24 protein-coding genes are annotated in these 23661 nt (G+C 41.7%); 10 read left to right on the plus strand and 14 right to left on the minus strand.

The window, feature by feature from the left end; genetic code table 11:
- Window positions 1–155: 155 nt before the first annotated feature.
- From JFC08_RS01375 to JFC08_RS01415, 9 genes are all read right to left on the minus strand, one after another.
- Window positions 156–1052 carry a type II secretion system protein N gene (locus tag JFC08_RS01375; protein WP_198329427.1) on the minus strand — a complete coding sequence of 299 codons (897 nt, stop codon included), beginning with the start codon at window positions 1050–1052 and terminating at the stop codon, window positions 156–158.
- Window positions 1053–1880 carry a type II secretion system protein N gene (gene gspN / locus JFC08_RS01380; RefSeq protein WP_198329428.1) on the minus strand — a complete coding sequence of 276 codons (828 nt, stop codon included), beginning with the start codon at window positions 1878–1880 and terminating at the stop codon, window positions 1053–1055.
- 345 nt (window positions 1881–2225) lie between these two features.
- Entirely contained in the window at window positions 2226–2549 is a 324-nt protein-coding gene (locus JFC08_RS01385; RefSeq protein ID WP_045453321.1) for an H-NS histone family protein, read from the minus strand.
- Between the two features lie 435 nt (window positions 2550–2984).
- Window positions 2985–3422 carry a BLUF domain-containing protein gene (locus tag JFC08_RS01390; protein WP_198329429.1) on the minus strand — a complete coding sequence of 146 codons (438 nt, stop codon included), beginning with the start codon at window positions 3420–3422 and terminating at the stop codon, window positions 2985–2987.
- A 62-nt stretch (window positions 3423–3484) separates the two neighbouring features.
- Window positions 3485–4003 carry a BLUF domain-containing protein gene (locus tag JFC08_RS01395; protein ID WP_198329430.1) on the minus strand — a complete coding sequence of 173 codons (519 nt, stop codon included), beginning with the start codon at window positions 4001–4003 and terminating at the stop codon, window positions 3485–3487.
- A gap of 114 nt (window positions 4004–4117) precedes the next feature.
- Window positions 4118–4729 carry a hypothetical protein gene (locus JFC08_RS01400; RefSeq protein ID WP_198329431.1) on the minus strand — a complete coding sequence of 204 codons (612 nt, stop codon included), beginning with the start codon at window positions 4727–4729 and terminating at the stop codon, window positions 4118–4120.
- A 698-nt stretch (window positions 4730–5427) separates the two neighbouring features.
- Window positions 5428–6051 carry a single-stranded DNA-binding protein gene (gene ssb, locus JFC08_RS01405; protein ID WP_198329432.1) on the minus strand — a complete coding sequence of 208 codons (624 nt, stop codon included), beginning with the start codon at window positions 6049–6051 and terminating at the stop codon, window positions 5428–5430.
- A 263-nt stretch (window positions 6052–6314) separates the two neighbouring features.
- Window positions 6315–6914 (minus strand): DUF3833 domain-containing protein, encoded by a 600-nt coding sequence (locus JFC08_RS01410; RefSeq protein WP_198329433.1) that lies wholly within the window; start codon window positions 6912–6914, stop codon window positions 6315–6317.
- Window positions 6915–7050: 136 nt separating this feature from the next.
- The gene (locus JFC08_RS01415) at window positions 7051–8415 is read right to left on the minus strand and encodes an MFS transporter (RefSeq protein WP_198329434.1); all 1365 of its coding nucleotides are present in this window, start codon (window positions 8413–8415) and stop codon (window positions 7051–7053) included.
- A gap of 708 nt (window positions 8416–9123) precedes the next feature.
- Here JFC08_RS01415 and uvrA point away from each other — a divergent pair.
- The 6 genes from uvrA (at window position 9124) to JFC08_RS14025 (ending at window position 15342) form a co-directional block, all read left to right on the plus strand.
- Window positions 9124–12030, plus strand: coding sequence for an excinuclease ABC subunit UvrA (gene uvrA / locus JFC08_RS01420; protein ID WP_198329435.1), 2907 nt, complete (start codon window positions 9124–9126; stop codon window positions 12028–12030).
- Window positions 12031–12348: 318 nt separating this feature from the next.
- Window positions 12349–12615 (plus strand): hypothetical protein, encoded by a 267-nt coding sequence (locus JFC08_RS01425; RefSeq protein ID WP_198329436.1) that lies wholly within the window; start codon window positions 12349–12351, stop codon window positions 12613–12615.
- Between the two features lie 316 nt (window positions 12616–12931).
- Entirely contained in the window at window positions 12932–13252 is a 321-nt protein-coding gene (locus JFC08_RS01430) for a hypothetical protein (protein WP_198329437.1), read from the plus strand.
- A 33-nt stretch (window positions 13253–13285) separates the two neighbouring features.
- Window positions 13286–14302: a hypothetical protein gene (locus tag JFC08_RS01435; RefSeq protein ID WP_198329438.1), complete on the plus strand. Its 1017-nt coding sequence runs from the start codon at window positions 13286–13288 to the stop codon at window positions 14300–14302.
- Window positions 14303–14435: 133 nt separating this feature from the next.
- Window positions 14436–14804 carry a double zinc ribbon domain-containing protein gene (locus tag JFC08_RS01440; RefSeq protein WP_198329439.1) on the plus strand — a complete coding sequence of 123 codons (369 nt, stop codon included), beginning with the start codon at window positions 14436–14438 and terminating at the stop codon, window positions 14802–14804.
- Between the two features lie 85 nt (window positions 14805–14889).
- On the plus strand, window positions 14890–15342 hold the full coding sequence (locus JFC08_RS14025) for a TM2 domain-containing protein (protein ID WP_227697571.1): 453 nt from the start codon (window positions 14890–14892) through the stop codon (window positions 15340–15342).
- Window positions 15343–15495: 153 nt separating this feature from the next.
- Here JFC08_RS14025 and JFC08_RS01450 read toward each other — a convergent pair whose 3' ends face one another.
- Window positions 15496–16350, minus strand: a complete 855-nt coding sequence (locus JFC08_RS01450; RefSeq protein ID WP_198329440.1) for a M48 family metallopeptidase — start codon at window positions 16348–16350, stop codon at window positions 15496–15498.
- 541 nt (window positions 16351–16891) lie between these two features.
- Between JFC08_RS01450 and JFC08_RS01455 the strand changes: the two genes are divergently transcribed.
- The 3 genes from JFC08_RS01455 to gorA all read left to right on the plus strand — a co-directional run bounded on the left by JFC08_RS01455 (window position 16892) and on the right by gorA (window position 19678).
- Window positions 16892–17680 carry a threonine/serine exporter family protein gene (locus tag JFC08_RS01455; RefSeq protein ID WP_198329441.1) on the plus strand — a complete coding sequence of 263 codons (789 nt, stop codon included), beginning with the start codon at window positions 16892–16894 and terminating at the stop codon, window positions 17678–17680.
- A gap of 1 nt (window position 17681) precedes the next feature.
- Window positions 17682–18134, plus strand: a complete 453-nt coding sequence (locus JFC08_RS01460; protein ID WP_198329442.1) for a threonine/serine exporter family protein — start codon at window positions 17682–17684, stop codon at window positions 18132–18134.
- A gap of 188 nt (window positions 18135–18322) precedes the next feature.
- Window positions 18323–19678 carry a glutathione-disulfide reductase gene (gene gorA, locus JFC08_RS01465; protein WP_198329443.1) on the plus strand — a complete coding sequence of 452 codons (1356 nt, stop codon included), beginning with the start codon at window positions 18323–18325 and terminating at the stop codon, window positions 19676–19678.
- 79 nt (window positions 19679–19757) lie between these two features.
- Here the strand turns inward: gorA and JFC08_RS01470 are convergent, their stop codons facing one another.
- Window positions 19758–20219 (minus strand): DUF2846 domain-containing protein, encoded by a 462-nt coding sequence (locus JFC08_RS01470; protein WP_060491730.1) that lies wholly within the window; start codon window positions 20217–20219, stop codon window positions 19758–19760.
- Window positions 20220–20303: 84 nt separating this feature from the next.
- Entirely contained in the window at window positions 20304–20672 is a 369-nt protein-coding gene (locus JFC08_RS01475) for a hypothetical protein (RefSeq protein WP_227697572.1), read from the minus strand.
- 247 nt (window positions 20673–20919) lie between these two features.
- Here JFC08_RS01475 and JFC08_RS01480 point away from each other — a divergent pair, with 247 nt between their 5' ends.
- Window positions 20920–21081, plus strand: a complete 162-nt coding sequence (locus tag JFC08_RS01480; protein ID WP_227676031.1) for a hypothetical protein — start codon at window positions 20920–20922, stop codon at window positions 21079–21081.
- 30 nt (window positions 21082–21111) lie between these two features.
- Here JFC08_RS01480 and JFC08_RS01485 read toward each other — a convergent pair whose 3' ends face one another.
- Both JFC08_RS01485 and JFC08_RS01490 read right to left on the minus strand, forming a co-directional pair.
- Window positions 21112–21735 carry a GNAT family N-acetyltransferase gene (locus JFC08_RS01485; protein ID WP_198329444.1) on the minus strand — a complete coding sequence of 208 codons (624 nt, stop codon included), beginning with the start codon at window positions 21733–21735 and terminating at the stop codon, window positions 21112–21114.
- 91 nt (window positions 21736–21826) lie between these two features.
- Complete coding sequence (locus JFC08_RS01490; RefSeq protein WP_198329445.1) at window positions 21827–23479, minus strand: FAD-dependent oxidoreductase; 1653 nt, start codon at window positions 23477–23479, stop codon at window positions 21827–21829.
- Between the last annotated feature and the right edge of the window lie 182 nt (window positions 23480–23661).

Here is a 23661-nt window from a genome sequence, read left to right on the forward strand (position 1 = left end):
TAGTATGTACTGGATTTATTGTGTGCTGTGCTCAATGATTGCTTTGCTCACTTAACGTTCTGCCCACAATGGCATTATTTAAGTGGCACTATCTAAATACTTATTTACTTAAAACTTATTTGCTTAAAATAAGAGTTTTCACCCATTTATTGTGCTCAAAACTGCTGACGAATGGTAATGACTTGATCGCCGCGTTGTACCTCTATTTGCGCCTCACCTGATTGCTGTACCTGTTGCAGCACACTAGCATCTTGGGCAGGATTACTACCCACGCTTTGACCATTAACCGTTAGCACTTTATCGCCTGGCTCAAGCCCTAGTCGATTACGCAGCTTTGCTGGCATTGCAGGCGTTACTTGATAGCTTTCCCCTGCTGCCATAACCCCCATCCTACTCAAATAACTGGCGGGGTTTTCTTGCAATTCTGTCACCGCTTCATCGATAGCAGATTGCGGGCTACTGTCACTGCCTGTCGCAGCGGACTCTTCCTCAGTATTTTGTGTAGGCTGAGGAGCGTTAGGCAACATGCTGTTCTCTGGCAAGCGCTGATTACTCACGGCACCTGCGATCATGTCACTTTGGTCTAATGGCATCGCGGCTGGCATGCTAATGACGGTTTGCTTGTCACTGGCATCAGCGATGACAACCGAGTTCCAGTCGACAGCGACAAGGGTATAGCCACTGTCTTTTAGCGCGTCACCGATTCGATAGTTTTTCACTTCACCATTGACATCCAGTAGTGCCGAGGACATGCTCTCTGGCATTGCTAACAGAACGCCTTTTAGATTGACATTGGGCGGTGGCTGCACTGCTGCTGCAATAGGATCAGGGTCTGCAAAAATAGCAAATAATCCACTATAGTCCTTGCCAGATGCCGATGTGTTTTGCAAAGCTGCTGGTGGCAACATCGGTGCCAATGGTGCTGCGAGCAACAACCATAGTAATCGAACCGCTGTCCAACATAACCAAGCAACAGCCAATAACAATACCCAACCTGAGAATCGATTAAGGGTGTTAAGCACAGGTTTTAAAGTTGTAGAAACATTCATCATCTAGCGTGTCCCCAGCCCATTTAATAGCGGCTGACGCACACTGACAACTGGGGTATCTTGGGGTGCTTGCCCTTTATACTCAGGCATACTTTCTAATAAACGCTGCGTCAAACTGACATCCAACATATTATCGCCATCGATATATAAGTCGCCCAAGCGCTTATCTTGATTGTTTAATAAATTGATATGGAGCAGGTTTTTATTGTTTTTTTGCTCGGCACTTAACTCAGCACGCATCGCAGGCATGGTCAGATAAAAAACCTTGCCACCGCTAGGATAGCCTATCTCACCGCCGACCCATGTCAGCTGACCATCGGCTTGAGTAAAACCAGATGGATCTTTTGTTGAAGCGTTTTCTGCGGCAGCACTTGAGCCAGACTGACGGCTGAGCGAAACGTTATTGACCTGAATCGGTGTATTGGGCAATTGCCAATCAACCAAACTTGCCAACGTCTCAGGTGCTATCTTGCCGCTCATATTATCCACTTGCCATGAGTTGGTGCCTATTTTTACTTGTCCATTGAGGCGGGTTTGTGCTGAATTGATATCGACCTCTGCACTTATCTTACCCAATAACAAATGCCATGGCTGCCACGACCATTCTGCCGTACCTGTGAGCGGTGTCGCTGCTAAAGGCATCTGCCAGATAACGGAGCCTTGCCATAAATTACCCGACACATGCTGTACATAAGGCGTTTTGGGAGCATACTTTTCAAGCAGCCACGCCGCTGGCATTTGCAATACAGCAAATAATGCAAATAATACAAACCCAACCAGCCACCACAGCTTACGAGGGCGCTTATGAGACGACGCAGATACTTGGGGCACGGTTGCATAACTCTTATATAAGACAAAAACGTCATTATCATAACAAACAATGGCATACAGATGACAGAAAAAAAGCCAGTATCTTTTTACCAAAATAATGGCAATAAAGATACTGGCTTTTATCAGCTTCTAAGACGAAGGGACTATCACGATCAAACGCTATGATTGCACACAAATCATGAGAAACAAGCCCGATGATCAGAGTAGATGTAACATAGCGCTTTTTTAAAACAGGACTTATTTAAACAAGCTCTTATTTAGACGAGCGCTTATTTTAAATAGCCTTTGGTAAAAATTGCACCTTGCTAAATCTAAACCGACATCATCTTGTTAGCCACCACACTATTAGATAGCAAAATCTTCGATACTACGACCTGCTGCTAGCGCTTCAACCAACCACGTTGGCTTACGACCACGGCCAGTCCATGTTTCTTCGTTATTGTCAGTATTGCGATACTTGATGCTACGTTTTTTCTCTAGCGTTTCACCAGCTTTTAGAATCTCTTCGATAGAGGCATTACTGTCTTCTGCAATTTTCTCAAACTGCATATAAGCGTCATACAAACGCTGATGTTGTTTTTTGGCAATAAGCTGCTGGGCATTTTCAGTGATGGCACGTAGCTCATCAACGTTCAGGTTTTCTAAATCAATGGCGGTATTTTTGCTCATAATAAATCCAACTGTAAGATAAAAAATATAACCTTAATAGATATTATTCACTATTAAGAACTAAGAATGACTTATTCATCATTAAATACAACGATGAATGTCAAAAATCGATATTTTTTCAACCAAATAAAATATTGTTAGACACAATACTACCTAAGGGCATAGATAATATAAACAAAAAACCTTGCTATCACAACAGTAGATTATTATATCTTCTATAACAAAAGTCAGTGAATAGTAAAATCGGGTAAATGAAAAACTACTATTTATTTAATAGTTATTCGTAAACAGTTATTAATTTTAAGATAAAACCAGTCTTTATAAACAATGTCCTAAAAACGGTTAAACGAATAACTCAGCAAACATAAATCCATAAAAAATAGCAACCGATTGTTTCCATATATATACCTACCAATTAGTTAAAAGCGCCATTCATTAATCATGCTGATCGCTAAGCTCATTCATCAAATTATAGACTGCTTCGGCGCTCAATAAATAGGGATTAAAATCAATCGTTGTCGAATATTTTAAATAAATCGCCGCATTTTTTTCAGTCGGGGAAGCATAATTCATAGACCATTTAGACCATGCTCGATGCTTTAACTCACGTGTTTCAATAACCTGTAAGTCATGATGACGCGGATCAGCAATTAAACTATATAACAGACGATTGATCTGTGCTCTTGGCCCTTCAATGATTTGCAAAAAATAATCTTTATTAAACGTCAGCATACCAGTGATGCCATTGGCGGCATTATTTACTTGTGCTTGCTGCAAGATTTCGTTGAAGTCGTTGGCCGATACATCTGGGTTGGCACGGCTAGCGTATGTCATGCTCATCAAAATGTGTGCATCTTCCATTGCTGATGTCATATCTTATCTCTTGTAAAATGTCATGGGTGTGATGGTTCTTAGCGTTTATAAACGTCAGTCAATTAGCCAATAGAAAACCATGGTTTCTTCTTTTTGGCGGCGCTCACTGCTTCTTGCTCTTGAAGATCTGATAACGTCTCAATTAACATCATGATTTGATTGGTGTTCATCAAATAAGGATTAAACTGAGTACCTGTTGAAAATTTAAGCGCAAGTCCTTTGTTTTCATCGCTCGGAATCAAATACTTCATTGACCATTTACTCCAATGGCGCAGCTCTACTTCACGGCATTCGATGATTTGTAAGCCATGATGCCGATTATCTTTAACCAGTTTTCTGAGCAATTCATTGATGATGGGTCTCGCCCCTTCAATACTTTGCAAAAAATAATTGTGATTGAACACCAAAGCACCCGTAATACCATTGCGCTCATTGTTTTGCTGAGCTTGTGTCAGGATGCGCGTTACTTCACCTTTAGGATTGTCGGTGTTATAACGGCTAATATAAGTTAAACGTAGAATAATATGCTCGCCGTGATGCAGTTTTAGACGATTTAATTCTGAAAGCTCAGCTGATTCCACAAAACACTCCAATTAGTTTGCTAAATTTTTCACCTATCACTACCCAGCTACTGTCTTTTATAACCAAGTATTTGTGGTATAAGTCATTTTTTTATAACATAAGTCGCGTATATATTAACGTTGAATTTTTTTTATAAAATCATTCATGCCACGCGATAAATTACTACTACTGGTACTCTGTATTTCTTTGACCAAGCTCAATAATTGCGAGCTATCCGTGCATTGTTCTAAACTCAACAAGTAACCCCAAGCTTCTACTGGTGGTGCGTTTTTCTCAATATAGTTGGCCAACTCTGACTTTATCGTTTCGTAGCTCGCACTAGACAACCTAGCCTTGAAAATACTAGTGATTGATTTCTTGCCTAATGCTGCCATTTTATTGAGACCTTTATCATTAAAGGTGCGATCAAACTCTGTCTCAATATTTCTTTCAGACGACGATGCTTGAGACTGATAAGCCGTCGATGCTTGCGGCGCAGTGAATTTTTGGGAGGCAGCATTATCAGCGCCCACTATCTCTATGCACTCAAGCCCTAACAGCAACTCAAATAGTGGTGCAACACCGCCAAAATCGGCAAACATTTTGCTACGGTCAAGCGTATCAAGATAGCTTTGATACGTGCGTTTGCCATCGATCATAATGAGCAATGTTCTCGCTTCACGCGGCAATATGCCGAGACTCTGAGATTTAATCTCTTCTCTGCCCAAATCAGTTTTTTGAAACACATCACTATCTTTCATTCTTTGTACTCAGCACTAGCAGTAAGGTGGGCACTTTTATAGTCAATTGATTATAAAAGCGTGACAGCTTTAACCTTTCACATTGAACCAACCCTATCGTAAGCGGTCGACCAAATGAATTTTTATTATTTCGACTATTGAACAGTCAAATTTTGACTTTTTATTGGTTAATAAAAATCACTTTAAATCAAAGCCCCACATTTAATATTGTTTGAATTATTGATTCGAGTGGATTATATCAACCCATTTAATGAACCGTTAGCACTAATTAAATCCAATAGAACAGACGGTCTATATAGGATATGAAAGGTAGTTTTCATAAATTTCAATATAAAATTTGATAAAATAATGAGAATAAAAAAATCGATAAAATCAATGAATCAGGCTACTGTTTATCCGCTTTATCTTCTTACTAAATCGTTTGCCGACCAATAATTAATTTTCTATTCTTTCAAATAACTATCAGGTTACAACTATAAAAACCGACAAACGTTTTACTTTTTTAGCGAGATAATATAGCAATTGATAAAGTATATCTTTCTAAACGCGCTCACTCTCATACGACCTTTATGGGCACTATAGAAAATTTATTTTTTTAAGTCATTTATCCCTAGCCATAAAAAAACCCTGCAATTGCAGGGTCTTCTATAGATTATTCTTAACAGATAACTCTAAGGTGCATCCTAGAACGGAATATCATCATCGACAGGACCGTCAGGCATTGCTGTTGGCTTTGACTGTGCAGGCTTTTGCGCAGGTTGATTGAACTGATTCTGCTGAGCAGGTGCGCCTTGATTGTTAAAGCTGTTTTGACCACCTTGAGCAGCTGACTGGTTGTAACCGCCTTGCTGTGCTAGCTGATTGTTTGCTTGCTGACCAAAGTTGTTTTGATTGCTTTGACTACCTTGATTGCCATAGCCACCACCTTGACCCTGATTTTGACCGCCAAAGCTATTATCACTTTGACCACCAGTCGCACCATCTAGCATTTGCATTTGCTCAGCACGAATCTCAGTAATATAACGGTCTTGACCATTGGGATCTTGATATTTACGAGTACGCAAACTGCCTTCGATATAAACTTTACTGCCTTTACGCAAATACTGCGCGGCAATTTCACCCAAACGATTAAATAGAGAAATACGATGCCATTCCGTCGCTTCTCTTTTTTCGCCACTTTGCTTGTCGGTCCACTGCTCTGACGTTGCAACCGAGATATTGGTCACGCTACCGCCGTTATTAAATTGACGTGCCTCAGGGTCTGCTCCAAGGTTACCGATGATGATAACTTTATTAACTCCGCGCATGATACCGTCCTTTTACTTATGAATAATTTTATGAATCGCTTTAATGACTGTGCAGCTAAGCGCATTCATTAATGATTTTACTGTAATCAATTTTTATTGGAATATCTACAAGCTATCTATTAAAGACGACAATCTATGTCGTTTAGATATATATTATAATTTTTGGGTTTAAAAACCATGATATTGCTATTTTGCCATTTTATTAAGCGAATTAATACTATTACCAGTTACTGACTCATAAACTCACTCTGTCTTTTATAAACTTATTTAGAATCATTGCTCTCGTTATTGCGATGCATACTCAAGGTGACGCTACCCAGCTCTACGCCAAATTTTTTCATCACTGAGCGATTGAGCATGACGTCTTTATCGACCAGATACATCCAGTCATCAAAATGCACTTTGTAGGTTTTATCCTCAACGGGTAGCTCTAACAAGTAATTCCAAAGCAAGGTATTGCCAACCACTTTCCCTGTTGCCTCGCCAATGACATCGCCTGCTGTGCCTTTCCAGCTACCATCAGCTTGCTTGGTCAATCGCCATATATGCTGTGATTTTGACCCATCTGCCCATGCGAACTTCTCATCTAAAACGATGACGTTATCGCCTTCGTGAGTGGCATCAATATCGACGTAAAAGCGTTTTTTGACCTCGCCATTGCGACCTTGAAACATGCCCCAACCATCGATTTGACCCGAGAAGAATTCATGCATATCGAGCGTCGGCGTGCTGTTCTGATAGGCTTGGATATTTTGTGTGGCGCAACCTGAGAGTAGTAACGTGGCTGATAGACCAGCACCTATTGCCAGCTTGGCCATTACTCGAGGCGCAACACCGTGCGACAACATCGTAAACTTACTCATATTAATTCCTTTTAAATAGAGATAAAGATTTAGCGTTTACTTATTAATAATGGCTGTCTATCTAGTCGTTGTCTACTCAGTTTTTGCCTATTCAACCTTATCTCTACTCGCCTAAGTACGTTGTCTATACCCTTTGTTAAATATCTAGTGGACTCTGTGCCAAACTCGATAGCTGCAGCCGCGAGTCATCTGTCAGTTGTGTCTTGTCTAGCTTGAGATAGGCGACTTGCTCTTTCGCCATCACGACCAGCTCATCCACGCCATCTACCGCCAGCATTTGGCGTGACCAGTCTTGGATATTAATATCTTTAGGGATGGTCACAGTAGTACTCGATAGATAAGGCGGCTGAGCAATCGGAATGATAATGAGTAGTGCCACGCCCATAATGACGGCTAAAATACCCCACGCCAGAAAATTCGGCTGACTTAATAACAAACCACCCATCGCACCACCGACAAACGCACCAAAGAACTGGCTGGATGAGTTAAGCCCCATAGCAGTGGCTTTATTGGCGACTGGGGCGCGCTTAGATATCCATGAGGGAATCGTTGCCTCAAGTAAGTTAAAGCCCATAAAGTACAATAACAGACCTAATATAATACCAATGCCAACCTGACTGCCAATAGCCAATATCGCTAAAGCAGCGGTCATTAGCGCAATCGCACCTAAGAATACTTGGCGCATTTTGCGTTTCTTTTCAGCGATGATAATAAAAGGAATGGCGACGGCAAAACCAATGAATAACAGCGGCAAATAAACCAAGCCTTGCTGACGTACCGATAAACCCATCACTTCATTAAGCTGATGCGGCAATATCACAAATATCGCCGTCATGGTCAGATGCAGAGCAAAGATACCGATATGTAGGCGGTTTAAATCGCCGATTTTGAGGACGGTTGCTAATTGTTGACCAATCGATTTATTGTCTAAATTGTGTTTAAGCACTCGTAGCGGTGTCGGCACAAACAACAGTAATAGCATCGCCAAAATAGCAAAGCCTGATGTCAACCAAAATAAACCAGAGATACCTAGTGAGCCAACCAATAACGGACCAAAGGCAAAAGCGAGCATGATAGAAGTCGCAATGGTCAAGCCCATCGTTGCCATCGCTTTGGTACGCATCTCTTCGCGCGTTACATCAGCCAATAATGCCATCAATACCGCAGATACCGCGCCACTACCCGCCAGCGCCCGACCAATGATAACCTCGTAAATATCAGTCGCATTGGCGGCAATGATACCGCCGAGAGCAAATAAGATCAGTCCTAAAAAGATAATCGGCTTACGCGGGAATTTATCCGCAGCCAAACTCATGGGAATCTGAAATATCGCCTGCCCTAGCCCATAAATACCGACCGCCAAACCAATCAAAAACGGCGTCGCGTGCGCATAATTGTCACCATATACAGAAAACACAGGCACAATCATAAACAGACCAATCATCCGCAAAGCAAATATACCACCGACCCCGAGGATTGCCCGTTTCTCTACGCTATTCATACTTGCCTCACTGGTTCGTCATTGCTGATTTATCACTACTGCGCTGCTTATACTATTGTGATGCTATCAAGACTTTAGCTACAAATTAAGCCCACTAGTATAAGACATTAGCCGTTTGCTTGCCGAGACTTTTGTCTTATTGGTGCAGCCTCCTATACCGTCTCAACCCAAGCCATTCATATTACGCGATTATTTTGTTACCAACTGCATCGGATGCGCAATCACACCTTGAATAATGCGGTCGCCATGACAATAAAGTAAGGCGTCATAAACATTATTACTCGTCAGCTAGAGCGATCGCTTAGATGACAAACTCCTCTATAAAATGACATTTTGGTCAAAACCATGACAAAAGATGACTACTACTTAACATTGATTTGATTTAGATTTGCTTAGTCATACGAAAACCAATCACCTCAAAGGCTGTAGAATAAGAAAACAGCAAAATGAACGCCAAGCAGCATACTGCTCAGCAATTATAAAAATTAAAACAGTAAATTAGGCATCTATAGCTCTCACTTCATCAACGTATGAACACTTTATAAAAATATTATTTATAACAAAATCTTTGATAATAAAACTATTTATAACCACATTATAAACTTACGAAATATTCACGTTTTTAACCAACCATTCTATTGATCTGTATTTAGCTTTTAATTTGAGATATTTTCAATCCCCTTTTAGCAAATAGGAAACCTAACACCGATGGCACACGAGTATATTAAGGTTCGCGGCGCACGCACTCATAATCTAAAAAATATCGATTTAGACATTCCACGCGACAAGTTCGTAGTAATTACAGGTTTATCAGGCTCTGGTAAATCATCATTGGCATTCGATACTTTGTATGCTGAAGGGCAACGCCGTTATGTCGAGAGCTTATCGGCGTATGCGCGTCAATTCCTCTCACAGATGGAGAAGCCAGACGTCGATAGTATCGAGGGCTTATCCCCTGCGATTGCTATCGAGCAAAAATCCACCAACCATAACCCGCGCTCAACGGTCGGGACGATTACCGAAATTTATGACTATCTGCGCCTACTTTATGCGCGTATCGGTACGCCCTTTTGCCCTGAGCATGGCGAGCCAATGGTCGCGCAGTCAGTCACTGAAATGGTCGATCAAGTCATGGCGTTGCCAGATGACACCAAAATCATGATCTTAGCTCCAGTGATTCGTGAACGTAAAGGTGAGCATACGGTGTTGCTTGAGCAATTAATTGGTCAAGGCTTTGTACGTGTGCGCGTCGATGGTGATGTCTACGATACCGATGAGCTACCGACACTCGATAAAAAGAAAAAACATACCATCGAAGTGGTGGTTGACCGCTTTAAAGTCCGTGATGACTTAGGCAATCGCGTCGCTGAAAGCTTAGAAACCGCTCTGCGTTTGGGTCAAGGGCTGGTGACGCTACACTTTATGGATGGCAATCCAAAAGAAGGCGGCGATGACAATCAAGTCATGTCAGCTAAGCACTCTTGCCCTGTCTGTGACCGTGCCGTGCCTGAGCTTGAGCCACGTATGTTCAGTTTTAACAATCCGTATGGTGCTTGCCCAAGCTGTGATGGTCTCGGTAAACGTCAGTATTTCTCTGCTGAGAAACTGATTACCCATCATGAAAAATCGCTTAATCAAGGGGCGATTAATGGTTGGGATAAGCGTCATGCGTACTATTTCGGCTTGCTTAGCACGGTCTGCAATCATTTCAAAATTGATATGGATGCCCCATGGCAAGATCTTGCTAAAGAGCAGCAAGACCTCATCATGCAGGGCTCTGGTAAAGAAAAGCTCACCTTTAACTTTACTGATGAGCGTGGTCGTAAAACTAATAAGACTGTACCGTTTGAAGGCGTACTGCCTTATTTAGAGCGCCGTTATGCCAAAACCCAAAGCAATCTTGTGCGTGATGAGCTGGCTAAATATTTGGCGGATACCACTTGTAACGTTTGCGATGGTGCGCGTCTTAATGAGATTTCACGTAACGTGCGTGTTGATGATCAAACCATTGCTCAAATCGTGAAGCTGTCTATCGGTGATGCAGCTGAATATTATAAGACTATTAAAATTAGCGGTCATAAAGGTGAAGTCGCGGAGAAAATCTTTAAAGAGATTAATGAGCGTCTGAACTTCCTCGTCAGTGTCGGACTTGATTATCTATCACTCGCCCGCTCTGCTGAAACATTATCAGGCGGTGAGGCGCAGCGTATTCGCTTGGCTAGCCAAATTGGCGCAGGACTGATGGGCGTGATGTATGTGCTTGATGAGCCATCGATTGGTCTACATCAGCGCGACAATGATCGTCTGCTAAAAACTCTAACGCGCTTACGTGATTTGGGTAATACCGTACTGGTCGTTGAGCATGATGAAGATGCCATTCGCCAAGCAGATCACGTCATCGATATCGGTATTGGTGCAGGTGTACATGGCGGTCATATTATCGCTCAAGGTACCGTCGATGACATTATGGCAAACAAAGAATCGCTGACTGGACAATATATGTCTGGTAAGAAGAGAATCGAGATTCCAAGCATTCGTCATAAAGCCAAGACGATGGATGTTGAAATCACAGGTAAGGCCAAAGCTCAAAAATTTCCGATGACGATTGAGCTCAAAGGTGCCTCAGGCAATAACTTGCATGATGTAGATTTGACCATTCCCATTGGTATTATGACTTGTGTGACTGGTGTCTCAGGTTCGGGCAAATCAACTTTGATCAACCGTACCCTTATGCCATTGGCAGCGACTCAGTTAAACAATGCCTCAACACTCATCGCGGATAAGCATGACAGCATTAGTGGTCTTGAGCATTTGGATAAAATGGTCGATATCGATCAAAGCCCGATTGGTCGTACGCCGCGCTCAAACCCAGCGACTTATACCGGTGTGTTTACGCCGGTACGTGAGATGTTTGCGCAAACGCAAGAAGCGCGTGCTCGCGGTTATAAACCGGGTCGCTTTAGCTTCAACGTAAAAGGCGGACGCTGCGAGATGTGCCAAGGTGATGGTCTAATCAAAGTTGAGATGCATTTCTTGCCTGATATGTATGTGCCGTGTGATACCTGTGAGGGCAAGCGCTACAACCGCGAGACCCTAGAGATTCATTATAAAGGTAAAAATATTGCCGATGTCCTAGATATGACTGTAGAAGATGCCACTGAATTCTTCTCAGCGATTCCAGCGATTTATCGTCGTCTGCAAGCACTGATGGATGTTGGACTTAGCTATATCCGTCTTGGTCAGTCTGCACCGACGCTATCAGGTGGTGAGGCACAACGGGTGAAGTTGGCGCGTGAGCTTGCCAAGCGCGATACGGGACAGACGCTCTATATCTTGGATGAGCCAACCACTGGTTTGCATTTCCATGATATCGATAAGCTGCTGCATATCTTGCATGCCCTACGTGATAAAGGTAACACTATCGTCGTCATCGAGCATAACTTGGATGTCATCAAAACGGCGGATTGGGTGATTGATCTAGGTCCTGAAGGTGGTAAAGGTGGCGGCATGATTATCGCTGAAGGTACGCCTGAAGAAGTGGCGGAAGTCAAAGAATCATACACGGGTATATTCTTAAAGCCGATGCTAGAGCAAGGCATGAAAGAAGTCAGCTAATACAAGTTAGTGAATAATTGATAAAAGGCCACTCTTTATAGGGCGGTCTTTTTATTGGGTGAAATAAGGCTTTGTCTAGCCTGCACGCTATATGTTTTGATTAATATATATCAAGACATATAGCGCGTTGCGTTACCTTTCTTAATCTTTATTAAAGATACTTAAACGTTGATTATATTAATATTTAAAGGGTTAGATATGATGCGTAGACGCATACGATATAGAAATATCTGGTTAAAAACTGTGTAGCAAGCAATAGCACGTACACATTGACACAGCTAACCCCTATCCTATCCCTAAAACTCTCAAGGACTTTTTATGAAAAAATTACTGTTCATTGTCTTAGCATCTACTGTTGGCATTAGTGCCTGTGCGTCAAACGGCACATCAAATGGCTCAAGCGATCGCAACCATCAAAGACCTGCGATGTCAGCAGACATGAAACAAGCCATGAATGATTGTGCTCAACGAGTTGGCGTAAAAATGAATAAAGACAGTCGTCCAAGTAAAAGCGATATGAAGAAAATAGATTCATGCATGAGTGCAAAAGGGTTTGAGAAGCCTGCAGGCCAAGGTCGTCACTAATAACTGGTATTTGTTAGATGATCATTGATAAAAGGCTACTCTTTAGGGAGTGGTCTTTTTTTTGTTGGGTGGGATTTAGATTTAGGGTACACTCTATGCAACGACAACCAGATAGAATTCTTATTTTAGATACCAGCCTAATTATTTTCCGATAAATCAAAACTAGCTAGTTGTATTTTAGCAAATGCACAAACTTAACATTTATTGCTGAAATATTGCTAAAAAGTTACAATCCTTTCCTTATAAATCCATAAAAAAAATAAACTATAATCGAGAATTTCCGATTCTCGCATAGGCCTCATATAGGACAAAATTTATGAAATGGAAGTTATCACTGTTACTTGTTCCAGTTTTTCTAGTTGCCTGTTCATCTTCTAACGAGACAGCTGTTTATGATGATAGTTCAGCACCTACAAGTGAAGTCTCAGACCCTAAACCTTACTCAGTAGAAAAACAAAACTATGTACAGTCTTGTATAGAGACATCTGATGAGAGCTTTTGTAGTTGTCAGTTTGATGTAATGGATCCAGTACTTTCTAGCTCAGTAGGTAGTAATTGGAGCACGAAAGCTATGGAAGAAGATGATTTTGGAACTTATGTGTCAGCTGTTGAAACAGCAGTCAGTCAATGTAGTTAAACTATTAAAAATGTGATTGAAAGAAGAAAAATCATGGCTCTAATTAACTGTCCTGAATGTTCTAAAAGTATTAGTGATCAAAGTACTTCTTGCCCTAGTTGCGGTTTCCCTACTCCTTCAAAACAGATAGATAACAATAATTCGCTAGCAAGCACTCGTCAAAGACAAAAGAATAGTGGCTGTTCTGGCGCAACTATCTTCCTAATCATTATTATAATTCTTATCGGCTTTTGGCTTGTAAGTGCTTATGATGGCTATACAGAAAAAGCAAGACAATATGATGAAGAGCAGTCAGAACCTGATAAAGAATCACCACAAGTCCAAGAATCAGTATTTAATTCTCCATTAACACAGATACCAATGTTACTTTCTGGTTCAGGTGAAAATGGGCGCTATTTCCTCATCTCTCACTTTGCATCTTATGGCATTGAAAATGTTAAGTATGCACGTAGAGGGAACGAGAGTGATGCTTATGGAGAAATGCAAATTGACTGCGCAAACGATAAGATAAGAAAAACCTCATCAGATAATCTTGAGGCCTTAATATCAGCAGACCTAGGGGATTGGTATACGCCAACACCAGATTGGACAGATCAAGATATTGTTAACTTCATATGTCAAACCAAAAGAGTAGTGTCAAAAAACATAGAACATCATGAAGTAGTTGAGAAAGTAGTAACGCTAGAAGCTCCAAAGAACGAAGTAGTTGAAAAGGTAACATTGGAGCAATTCAAGCCAGAGCCGGTCATGTCAGTAGAAGCAAGATCGAGGGAAGTTTTATTATCAAATGCCCCTTCGGGTAGTGAGAAAGAATATGAAGTACGCGAAACACCAATAAAAACAAAAGAATCTTACAACGAAAAAGTAGTTAATAAAGCAGCGGACTATAAAAAAGAGAGTGATATAGAACGCAGAAAAAGTGATGATCGAGCAATATGTGAACAAGCTATAAAAGTAAACAGTGCTTACCTAGGGAAGGACGAACCGGAATATAGTCAGTGGAAGGCAATTGAGCGTGCCAATTGTATGCAAGATAAACTATATGAGTAAAATTAGTGGATACAAATCGGTGTTATTTGTAAGTGATGTATCAAAATAAGTCCAGAAGCGAATTAGACAGAACGAATATAGTCAATTTTGGCTGTGGGAATAAGCCATCTATTAGCTAAATACAGGAATAAATATGGCAATTATTAATTGTCCTGAATGCACACATAAAATTAGCGACCAAAGCGTATCTTGTACTAATTGTGGACTCCCAACTTCTAAAATGAATTTTTTAATTAAATGTCCTGAATGCTCTGAGTCGATTATTAATCAAAGCGCCTCTTGTAATCATTGCGGCTTTCCTATTGCTAAACCTGCACCGTTCAAAAATATTCAACATTCATCTGAGGAACTTAAAGAGCTTAAACTTCTTAAAGAGCTCGAAGAAGTTGGGGAACCTGACGATTACGGATTTTTCAATCATGCAAATATTTTTATCATTAGCTGCATCATCATTTACTTTCTAGCTAAAGAAGAGATTCACTATATTTTACAAAGTTTTTAGGTCTATTCTCAAATTGAAGAAACACAGCATAAGTAACAATTGATATTAAAACTATAACTAAAAAATTGTAAGAAACGGAAAATATATGGCCATTATTGATTGTCCTGAATGCACACACAAAATTAGCGACCAAAGCGTCTCTTGTACTAACTGTGGGCTCCCAACTTCTAAAATGAAGTTTTTAATTAAATGCCCTGAATGCTCTGAGTCTATTAGTAATCAAAGCGCCTCTTGTACTAATTGTGGCTTTCCTATTGCTAAACCTGCACCGTTTAAAACTGTCCCACCTCCTTTGCCGACTCAAAATTCTACTACTATCGTACGACTAAACAGTAGTAGAAAAAGTAAAGGTGTTGCAATATTGTTAGCTTTATTCTTAGGAGGTTTTGGGATACATAAATTTTATTTAAATCAGGTCTTTTGGGGTATCTTATATCTATTGTTCTGTTGGACATTTATACCAGCAGTAATTTCTCTTTTCGAAGTAATCATACTATTGTTTATGAATGAGTCTGAGTTCAATAGACGTTTTGGTTAGCCAGCGTAGGCTAGCTGGATGTACAACACCCAATATCCAGACGTCAGATAAAGTCCAAACCAACCACTTTTCGATATTTCTTCGCAAAAAAAAGGCAAGTCGTTTGACTTACCTTTTTTGTTAGTATTTACTGATTTGATAGCATTTACTGAGTTATTTACGTTTAATGGTTCTAGTAGTTACTCCAGTCGTTGCCCCACTAGTTGCGTTAGCAGGTGCTTTAGCAGCCGCTTGATAAACTGGCGTAACCTCAGGTAAGAGTGCCTGAATTTTAGCGATACGCTGCCCAGAGTTTGGATGGGTAGACATTAAAGTAGCTATGGTGTTGCTACGACCATTGGCAGCCTCCATTTTTTGCCATACTGCAACGGCAGCTTCTGGATTGTAGCCTGCCTGCGCCATTAAGCGTAAACCACCCGCATCGGCTTGTGACTCTTGACTACGAGAAAATGGCTTATCAAGTCCGTAGTCACTAATCAAACCCAACGCATCATCACTTAACCCTGTTCTTGACTGTAGTTCAGCACCACCTAACTGCAGCGCTAAGCCTGTCAGAATTTTTTGCCCAGCATCTTTTTTACTGTGCTCAGATAACGCATGAGTCATTTCGTGTCCCATGATTGCAGCGATCTCTGCATCTGTTAACTGTAATTTTTCTACAATACCGGTATAAAAAGCCATCTTACCACCCGGCATTGCCCAAGCGTTTAATTCAGGTGAACGTATAACCGTGACCTGCCAATCAAAAGGAACGCCTGTTGTATTAGCGCGAACGGCGTAGGGCTTCATACGATTAAAGACGTTTTTAACTCGAATGGCGGTAGCAGAAGTATTATCTACCGCGCCTTGACTACTGGCTTTAGAGACCACTTGAGAGTAACTTTTAGCCGCATCGGTATTTAATGTAGCCGTATCGTACCCTGCCATATCGGCGACCGTAGTACACCCTGCTAAAGTAGTAATAGTAGTCAGCAGTAAAGCATTTTTTATGTTATTAAAAGTGGTCATTAGACGTCCTGGTTGAGAGATGCAATTGAGTTAAATAACTGAGCTAAAGGCAATGAATTGATAGACTTAACATTCCACTATCGAAATTCATGTCTTGCAACACATTAATTGAGAGCGACATATAATTGATAACGTAACTAAAATTCAATCAATATGTAATTATCATGTAAGTAATGTGTCTAAATTATCGAGAAAGAGATTATCACTATAGAAAACAAAAGTCTATTAATTTTATAATCTATTATTTGTTTGATATTATTTGTTTGATATGACAAGCCCCAGCCAACCTCCATTTGAATCCTACAACTTTATTCTTTTAATTAGAATCGCTGCTCAGAGAGCAGCCTGCAATAGATCCCACTAAATAAACGCTCGTATCACATTGATCACTCACGCAGCTACCGTACGTTCTATTTTTTCTTTGCCAGAAAAGTTTATAATTTATCGTAGCATCAAACATAATATCCGATAATGTCTGCGCGTCAGCTCCCAGACCCTTTATAATAGCGTATCAATACCAACCAACCTGCGTATCTCACCCATGACTTCTATCAGCTACGTAAAGCAGCAGCGCATTACTCGACTATGCGTGCGCTGCGGCTTACTCCTTATGCAGTATGGCGCTGAGTCTGCCGTGGTGGTGGACTTGTCCAAACGCTTGGGGCTTGCCTTGGGGATGAACAGCGTCGAATGTTCACTGAATTTTAACGCCATCACCCTGACGACCATCTGTGACGAGCGCTGTATCACCACCACCAGAGACACGATCAATCAAAGCATCAATGTCAATTTATTGGTACAAATTCAGCAAATTATCAATAAAACCGAAGCCATCGTAGACAGTACCGATTTGATTGACCGCACTACCCTTGCCTTTGATGAGTTAGATAAGACCGTATACCCAACGTGGCTGGTGGGCATATTTGTTGGTGCGTCTTGCGCAGCGTTTGCTTATCTGAATGGTGGCAGTTGGTCGATTACCGCCGTGACATTTATTGCGGGTATGGTGGCGATGCTCACCCGTATTTATTTATCCAAGCACCACTTTAACTCTTTTATCACGGTCATTGTGACCGCATTTATCGCCTCATTGATTGGGGCGACGACCTATTATTTTGATATTGGTAATAACGCCGATATCGCTGTTGCCTCCAGCGTATTGCTACTGGTGCCCAGCTTTCCGTTGATTAACTCCTTATCCGATATCCTCAAAGGCTATGTCAATATTGGCGTTGGGCGTGCGGTCTTTACCTATATGCTGACCCTGTCCGCGTGCGTCGGTATCGTAATGGCGCTGGTTTTACTTCGCATACAGCATTGGGGGTTTTAAAATGTGGTTTATCAAAACCGTCATACTGTCTTGTATCATCACCCTTGGTTGGACGCTAATGTTTAGCGTACCCAAACGCTATATCTTGCCGTGTTTACTGATGACCGCATTTGGCTTTGGGTTAAAGACAGCGCTCGTTTATCAACACATCCATATCGTGGTTGCTAGTTTTTTTGGCGCGATGCTTGCTAGCTTTTTGGGTGTATACTTTTCTAAGAAATATACTCTGCCACCTAAAGCGCTCATCTCGCCCAGTGTCATCTGTATGATGCCTGGTATCGCCGCCTATAAAGCAATGGTTAGTATGGTGCAGATTGGTTATTTCGGTTTTTCAGACGAGTTATTTAGCCAAATGATGGTGTATTTGTTTGAGGCACTATTTGTGACCTCAGGATTGGTACTTGGCTTGTCTATTCCAGGGCTGTTATTTTATAGACGACGTGCCATTGTTTAAGTAAGTTTAAATGGTGGGCTATTTCTGCCTAAATGCTTTTATATTCTGATGCTAGCTGGTACATCCTCATAAGCAAAACCTTGTAAGATTAATAATGATACCCATTACAATAGAGTTCAAAACAACAGAATTAAAAAATAATAGACGGCAAAATTGCACCAACATGCATTGACTAAAGAGACTTAACCATGACAAAACATTATGACTATATCGCCATTGGCGGCGGCAGCGGTGGCATTGCTTCAATCAACCGTGCGGCGAGCTATGGCAAAAAATGCGCCATTATCGAAGCTAACCAGCTGGGCGGCACTTGTGTGAATTTGGGCTGTGTACCTAAGAAAGTAATGTGGTATGGCGCACAAGTTGCCGAGGCGATTCATAAATATGCGCCAGACTATGGCTTTGATGTGGATATTAAAGGTTTTGACTTTCAAAAACTGGTACAGAGCCGTCAACAATATATCGAAAATATCCATCGCTCTTATGACAATAACTTAGCCAAAAATGGCGTAGAAGTGATCAAAGGCTTTGCCAAATTTGTCGATACCAATACTGTAGAAGTGAATGGCGAACTGATTACCGCTGACCATATTTTAATTGCCACCGGCGGTCACCCGATTCAGCCAGATATCAAGGGCGCAGGATACGGCATCGATTCTGACGGCTTTTTTGCGTTGAATCATTTGCCAAAACGCGTGGCAATTGTAGGAGCTGGATATATCGCTGTTGAAATCGCAGGCGTATTGAACAGTTTAGGCGCTGAGGTACATTTGTATGTACGCCAGCACTCGCCGCTGCGCTCATTTGACCACAGTGTAGTAGAGGCATTGCTCATAGAGATGGAGCAAGACGGTATTCAGTTGCATACCAATACCACGCTCACGGAAGTCAATAAAAACGAAGATGGCAGCCTGACTTTGTGTACCGAAAATGGCAGCCTAGACACGACAGATTGCTTGATTTGGGCGATTGGTCGTGCGCCATCGACAGACAATATCAACCTGCAAGTGACGGGTGTAGAGACGACCAAGTTTGGCAAAATTAAAGTCGATAAGTTTCAAAATACCAATGTTAAGAACATCTATGCGGTCGGCGATATTATCGAAAACAGTGTGGATTTGACGCCAGTAGCTATTGCAGCAGGTCGTCGTCTTTCAGAGCGCTTGTTTAACAACAAGCCTAATGAGCATTTGAACTATACGTTAATACCGACGGTTATCTTTACCCACCCTGCCATCGGAACGATTGGCTTGTCTGAAATCGACGCGGTTGAGCGCTATGGCAAAGAAAATATCAAATGTTATAAATCGACCTTTACCTCTATGTATAGCGCGGTGACCCAGCATCGTCAGAAGTGTATGATGAAACTGGTGTGCTTGGGCGATGAGGAAAAAGTCATTGGTCTACACGGTCTTGGCTTTGGTGTCGATGAGATGATTCAGGGCTTTGCCGTCGCCATCAAAATGGGCGCGACTAAAGCGGACTTTGACAATACGGTTGCCATTCACCCAACTGGCTCAGAAGAGTTTGTGACAATGCGCTAGTTTGATAGAAAGACCGGGCTAAATTAGTAGAAAGGCTACCCTTAATGAGGTAGCCTTTCTTTATAGATAATGACTTGCACTACTTGCTACAAGTCCCTTTTATGCCGAGTTTGAGGTCAGCGATTGCTTCCCTGCCTTCACTTTCAGGTACCAGTTTAACACCCGCACCACCAACAATTAAACCTGGCTTAATATATTGCTTTACAAAGTAGTTATTACCCGCTGTAGTATCAATCATTAAATCGTTAGGAGAAAATTCAGATTCGGTAGAAACTTTGTGCTGCATATTGCCCAGTACTTCATGATAGAAAAAAGTGCCTCGTGCAGTTTCACCAATACATTCATCATCTACCCACACATCTTTCTTTAGAGCTCCACCCACCACACTATTGCTACGATAAATATATAGACCAGCATTGTTGGCACTAGGTGCTTTCACTTGCTTGAGTACGCTAGATACTTCGATATTTTCAGTGGGTACAGAAGCACAACCGGCAAATAGTATTGATGTAATCGTTAGAAAAGCGATTTTTTTTAGCATTTTATCTCTCTAAGAATAAAGTGAATGTGACTTGAAAATTCTGATGATTTTGTTATGAGTAACTTTAAAAAACATAGCTCTGCTTTAATTACCTAATACCCATTCATCGTTCACTTGATAAACCTTGAAATTGGTCTTGTTAGTGCGGCTCTCCCCCGCGATTGTCTGAGTGATATCAGCGGTACACATATAAGTATTGTCGCCCTCAACAGTATCACAGTTGATATTCTCGACGCGTTCAAGCTTTGGCATCATACCCTCCATCATGCCGCTCATCGCCTTTGCCATCTCATCATTGCCTGCGTTCGCCATCGCATCGTCCATCATACTATTGGCTTGCTCGTATTGTGCCTCGATTAACGCTTCAACTGTGCTTTCAGAAGGTGCATTAGAGCATGCGACAAATAGCGGTGTTAGTAATGCCATGACTGCCAGTTTTTTCAGATTAGTCATCTCAATCTCAATGTACCTATAATGTTACTTCACTATACAGAATTACTTATAAATACCCAACTTAATTTTAGAATAAAAGGTTAGATTTATGATGAATAGATTTAATAATTTAATGAGATGAAGGAATTAACGGGCGGTGCATACTGACAGTACATTCACGATACTGCTATGATGTGGTATTCAAAACCGTTGCGAGATAACTGTGTGGCAGGTGTACTTTTTTATATTACCGATTGGTCTGGGAATTATGACCTTGGCAGCAAGTTTGTTGTTTTTGTTTGCTTATCTGATGTCTGATGACAATGCCACGCGCTTGCCCGCTTTTAACTGGTTCAAGCGCTTAATTATCGTGGCATTTATCTTGCTAAGTGTTGGGCTGTTTATGACCTTTGGTCATTTTTGGGGTTAATAAAATCAGCCTTTAAACATTCAAGATTTTTCAATGAACCATTTTTTCTAATTCTAACAATTCCAAATCCTCACGTTTTGGCTCACCATTATTGCCGTCATTTGGAAATGGCATTTTATTACCATTTAGCTCATAACCTCGGCGCTGATAGTAAGCCAACAGCTCAGGACGATGACTCAAAATAGACATGGTCAAACGAGCGGGACTTTTATCAGCGGCTTGCTCATCTGACTGTAGATGACGAGTCGCAAAGGTTTCTGCTGCTTGCAAAATTACATTGCCAACGCCCTGCCCCTGCAGCTCTGGATCTACCGCAAACATGCCGATGTAGGCTTTGTTATTTGAGTCAGCATCGGTTTTGATATCGACAGCGATACAACCGAGTATCTCACCCGTTTCCTCTCCATCACGGTCACCCGTTGTCGTTTTTGGATAAACGAAGTAATAGTGATTAGGGTCATTAATCACGGCAGCGAGCTCGGCTGACGTGGTTCGAATACCGCCAATTAAATCTGCCTCATTGGTCCAACCTGCGGTCTCGCGATAACAGCGATTTAATAATTGCTCAAGTGCACTAATATCATCGGCTTGCGCTTGTCGCAAAAACACGGACTCTCTCTCCGAGTTATTTTTATCTATAATGTTTTTATTCATATTATAATTTTTCCTTTCCTTGTTTGTATTAAAAAAAACTGACCCAAATCGATAGGTCAGCCTTAATAGTAATATGTATCCATCTTGAGTACTAGGGCGATAACGCCTGTGCTTGGTCGATAATATTAAATCCTGCCTTAAGCTGTGCACGCGTTGGCGCATGACCACGGCGGAGCAGTTCAGAAAAGGCAACCAATTCTTTATCACGCCCTAAAGTGCTAGCCGCACTAGCACGTGTGTCTTCCCCGTCATCATCAAAGTAGTATTCGATATAATCTAATGTATCTGGCGAACCAAACAAGATATTATGATCGGGTGTCGCGACATGTCCACTATAGCGTAGGCTTTTGCCATATTGCATCGTCCAAAAGAAAGGGATGCGCGCGGCGAGCGAGCTGACACTATCATCATTTAATATCGCAGACGCAGTCACTAAGCCATGTTGCAAGGCCACGCGCCAATGTTCGATGCGCATGCGCCCCATTTGCCCAGAAGCTTTTGCAATATCACCCAATGCATAAACCCTTTCACGCAGCTGTAAATGCTCATCCACTTGCACGCCATCTGGCGCGTTTACTTCTTCGAACAGCTCTATACGTGGTGCTACGCCAGTCCCTAAAATAACGATATCTGCATCAACTTGCTCACCACTCGCCAGCGTGACGCCGCCCACTTGTGAAAAGGTTTGTTTTTCTTCTTCATTCTCAGACTGGTTAACAACCCTTTTGACCTCAGTGATTTCATTGACCCTGGCATCAAAGACAAATTGAATCCCATTTTCTTCATGCAGCTTGATCAGCGCATTACTGACGGTTTCGGAGACGATATTTCCCATTACCCGATGATCTTGTCCGATGACGGTAATAGAAGCCGTCGTGCCTGCTTGTGCCAATGCGGAAGCGACCTCCATACCGATAAAGCCAGTACCGATAATAACCACACGCTGGTCATGACTGGCCGCTTTTATCAATTTGGCATCATCCATACTACGCAGCGTATAAACGCCATCAAGCTCAGCCCCTTTAAAAGGCGGTATCTTTGGCTCAGCGCCTGTTGCAACCACTAAAAAATCAGCAGTTTGTCTGTCACTACGACCCTTTTTATCTTTAATGATAATGGTACGTTCATTGGGCAATACTTCGCTGACAGTTTGATTCAAGCGTAAATTAATATCGTGTTTGCTCGCCCAATCTGCACCCCCTAGTAGAAGCTTCTCTTCAGGCATATTGCCCGCTAAAAATGCTTTGGACAATAATGGACGGTTATAAGGAGCTTTATCATCAGCACTAATCAAGGTGATTTTGCCGCCATAGCCAGTGTTACGCAGCTGATGCGCTGTCATAAAACCTGCTGCGCCGCCGCCCACGATGAGAGTATGCGTATCGATAAGCTTATCATTTGCAATCTGTTTATCTCTCTTCGCTGAAGTATTCACCGTCAAGCTGTCGCCATTATCGGTCACTTCATATTGAGTCAATCCTGCTGTCGCGACTGGCTCTAATAGCGTCCCATCGCGGCTATCAAAAGTTGCATGATGCCAAGGACAGACCACGCGATTGCCACAACGTAATCCTGTGCCTAAATCTGCGCCTGCGTGCGGGCATTTGCCATCGAACGCCTGAAACTCATCGTCGTCGCGGGTGATTAAAATGATACTATCATCATCTTGCTTGTAAGATTTCATGCCGCCACTGGCAATATCAGCCTTATTAATAGTCACTGTGTCAATCGTTGCATTGGTCATAAGTCTTCCTTAACAGTTATAATGGTTCCCTGAATCAAACGTGTTGAAAATAACTCTATCGCATCAGCCAGTTTCAACGAAAAACACCATTCCCGATACGTTTATTTAAATGTTTTTTTAAAACGCTATCCATTGATAGTAACAAGACACTTTCGCACACGCTGTTTTTTTGTATGTTTCCT

This window comes from Psychrobacter cibarius (genome assembly GCF_016107535.1).
In the GTDB taxonomy this organism is placed as follows: domain Bacteria; phylum Pseudomonadota; class Gammaproteobacteria; order Pseudomonadales; family Moraxellaceae; genus Psychrobacter; species Psychrobacter cibarius.